This window comes from Rheinheimera baltica DSM 14885, assembly GCF_000425345.1.
GTDB classification, from domain to species: domain Bacteria; phylum Pseudomonadota; class Gammaproteobacteria; order Enterobacterales; family Alteromonadaceae; genus Alishewanella; species Alishewanella baltica.
Genome location: NZ_AUDG01000108.1, coordinates 1 through 2573, shown reverse-complemented (window position 1 = coordinate 2573; position 2573 = coordinate 1). Strand labels below are relative to the sequence as shown.

Genomic DNA, 2573 nt, shown 5'->3' with positions numbered 1-2573 from the left:
GTGAATATATAACTGAAGAGCCGGATGCGGTAATTCCGCACGTCCGGATCTGTGTGGGGGCGGCTCAGTAATGGGTCGTTCTACCACGATTGTTCTTATGAAACTTAGAATCTCTTTTTCTGTAATTGTTTTGATACTTCTTTGCGCTGTACTTAATGCATGCGCAAATATAAATGAAGAATTTCACTCGCCGTATGAATTGACGATCTACGCGATTGATGGCGAGACTCCTTCAAACAAGAAGTATAAGGGTGGGTATACTTTTCTTTACCCTAAGCCTAAAACGGGTGGTGCTGCGCTAATTAGCGAATACGATGGGCTTGGGATCCCTGGCTATGACTCTTTCCATCTTTACATAGAGGGAGATGAGGCCGAGTTATTTTTGAATGCCTACGTCTATGAACAAGACGTACTAGTTAAAAAAGTTAGTCTCTTGGATAACATCGCATTTGAACAGGAAATAGACTTGAATATTCGGCATTCTGAAAACGGAATTTTCACAATAGAAATAAAAGATAAGTCCCCTGTGGATATTCAAACAAAAGTTTATTCCCGAGATGGTGCATGGAGTGGTAACTCTGGAAGAGGCGGTTTTACCATAAAAAGGAACATAACAAAGCGCTAAACACGTGTGCCACTGTGTGGCACACTGGGACAGCGACGCGGCGGCGCTGCGCTATTATGCCGCCGCTTTGCTGCCCGTTAGCTTAACGTTATGTGCGCTAACTCTGCAGCTGTCGGGTTATTGTCGGGTAATTTACGTACCTGACAGATGAAAATATAAGTAACACTCTTGGTTCAGGAGTACAGGAGCCATCTGATGATTTTAAAAGAACTGCGACTTAGTCGGCATATTTCTCAAGAGCAATTAGCGCAAATGTCCGGGCTTAATGTTCGAACCATTCAGCGTATTGAGAGTGGTCACAATGCTAGTTTTGAATCATTAAAATGTCTTGCTGCGGCTCTTGATGTCGATGTGACAACACTGAATCAGGAGAAATTTATGATAGATAAAAGCACAAATGAATGGCAGAAGTTACCGTTATTTTTAAAAATTTGGTTTTGGCTAAACTATATACACGTGCGGACTCAGCGCAAATCAATAAAGCGGGCAGAGATAATATCGCACATTGCCGGTTTTATATTTTGTTGCGTTGGATTGGTAAATGAGGCGGCTTTAACTGGCGGAATTGTCATGCTGGCAATAGCCTATTTTTATTCTTTGTTGAAGTGGCAAGGTGATAAGTATGGTATCTGGTACGAGCCTGATGTAGAGAGGGGCACATAACAATCGCCATCAAAAACGCGCCCGTTGGGCGCTCGACTCGCAACAAGTTGCTCGCGTTTGTGGCGGGCGTTAGGTAACTTATAAACACTATGAATCGTCTAGCCATTTTTATATTCGCCTTTGTACTTTCAAGTTGTAGTGCGGTATCTGGCCATCGTAATGTGTCTTCAATTGTTCAGTCTGAAAAAGCCGTAATCGCTAGTTTGGCTTATGAACTTCAGCAAGAACATATGGCGGGCACTTTTGATGGGCTTGTTCTAGTTGCTCAAAATGACGTTGTTTTGTTTAAGAGTGCTTATGGCTATGCTGACAGGGAAGGTTCTGTGAAAAATAGCTCTGCAGCTATATTTGATATGGGGTCAATTGCAAAAACATTTACAGCAGCCGCAGTGCTACAACTTGTCCAGAATGAAAAGTTGCAACTTTCCGACAGTATTGGGATTTTTTATCCAATGGCGCCTGACGAAGTGAAGTCGATTACAATTATGCAGCTATTGGGGCACGCGAGTGGATTGGATAATTTTCATAATGATTCTGACTTTGAGTTGATGAATAAAGCTCAGGCTGAACGCAGAATCTTAGCAATGCCGTTAATTGCCAAGCCGGGTGAGAAAATCGCGTATTCAAACGCTGCCTACACGTTGTTGGCGGCTGTCGTCGAGAAAGTGAGCGATAAATCATTTCAGGATTATGTTCACGACAACTTATTGACTCCGTTAAATTTGAATAGTACCGGCTTCTATCAAGATCAACGATTATCTTCAAACGACCTATCTCGTGGCTACGGGGGAGATGACCAAGGCCGTACCACTTTTGAAAAAGGCTTAAGCTGGGCGCTCATTGGGGCCGGTGGTATGGTTACGTCAATTGATGATTTAGCTATTTGGTCTGATGCACTTAAAAACGGAGCAATGTTCCCCGCAGGGGCGTCAAACTTAGCTTTTTCTAAAGCAAATGAACGATGGTTGCTGGGGAGTTTAGCGCAGGTCGAAATCAGTGGTGAATCCATCGTTCAGATGGGTGGCAGCACTGATTATGGTTACACCGCTCTGATTCAATTGGTTCCGAATCGAAATCTCTTAATCGTTCTGTTGCTAAATGCACATGACAATAAATATAAAAATGCCACACACCATCAGCTTAGCAGAAAACACATACTGCCTATATTGCTTGGCGAAGGCGCAGAGTCACCTAATAAACAAGGATAGGTCGCGCGCAGCCGCGACTTAATCCTGTTGTTGGACAAGCCCGGTGTTTGAGTTTTCTGCTTATATAGTAGATATAT

General features: G+C 43.1%; 3 protein-coding genes. All 3 read left to right on the top strand.

The genetic code is table 11. The features are described 5' to 3' along the window. Positions 1-97: 97 nt before the first annotated feature. The 3 genes from H595_RS0119410 to H595_RS0119395 all read left to right on the top strand — a co-directional run bounded on the left by H595_RS0119410 (position 98) and on the right by H595_RS0119395 (position 2496). Positions 98-625 carry a hypothetical protein gene (locus tag H595_RS0119410; RefSeq protein ID WP_156886035.1) on the top strand — a complete coding sequence of 176 codons (528 nt, stop codon included), beginning with the start codon at positions 98-100 and terminating at the stop codon, positions 623-625. A 195-nt stretch (positions 626-820) separates the two neighbouring features. Continuing rightward, complete coding sequence (locus H595_RS0119400) at positions 821-1288, top strand: helix-turn-helix domain-containing protein (RefSeq protein ID WP_027672628.1); 468 nt, start codon at positions 821-823, stop codon at positions 1286-1288. An 89-nt stretch (positions 1289-1377) separates the two neighbouring features. Beyond that, on the top strand, positions 1378-2496 hold the full coding sequence (locus H595_RS0119395; RefSeq protein ID WP_027672627.1) for a serine hydrolase domain-containing protein: 1119 nt from the start codon (positions 1378-1380) through the stop codon (positions 2494-2496). Positions 2497-2573: the final 77 nt, after the last annotated feature.

Excerpts from the sequence above, each read along its gene's own strand:
- H595_RS0119410 (WP_156886035.1), top strand. The coding sequence starts at position 98 with ATGAAACTTAGAATCTCTTTTTCTGTAATTGTTTTGATACTTCTTTGC.
- H595_RS0119400 (WP_027672628.1), top strand. The coding sequence starts at position 821 with ATGATTTTAAAAGAACTGCGACTTAGTCGGCATATTTCTCAAGAGCAA.
- H595_RS0119395 (WP_027672627.1), top strand. The coding sequence starts at position 1,378 with ATGAATCGTCTAGCCATTTTTATATTCGCCTTTGTACTTTCAAGTTGT.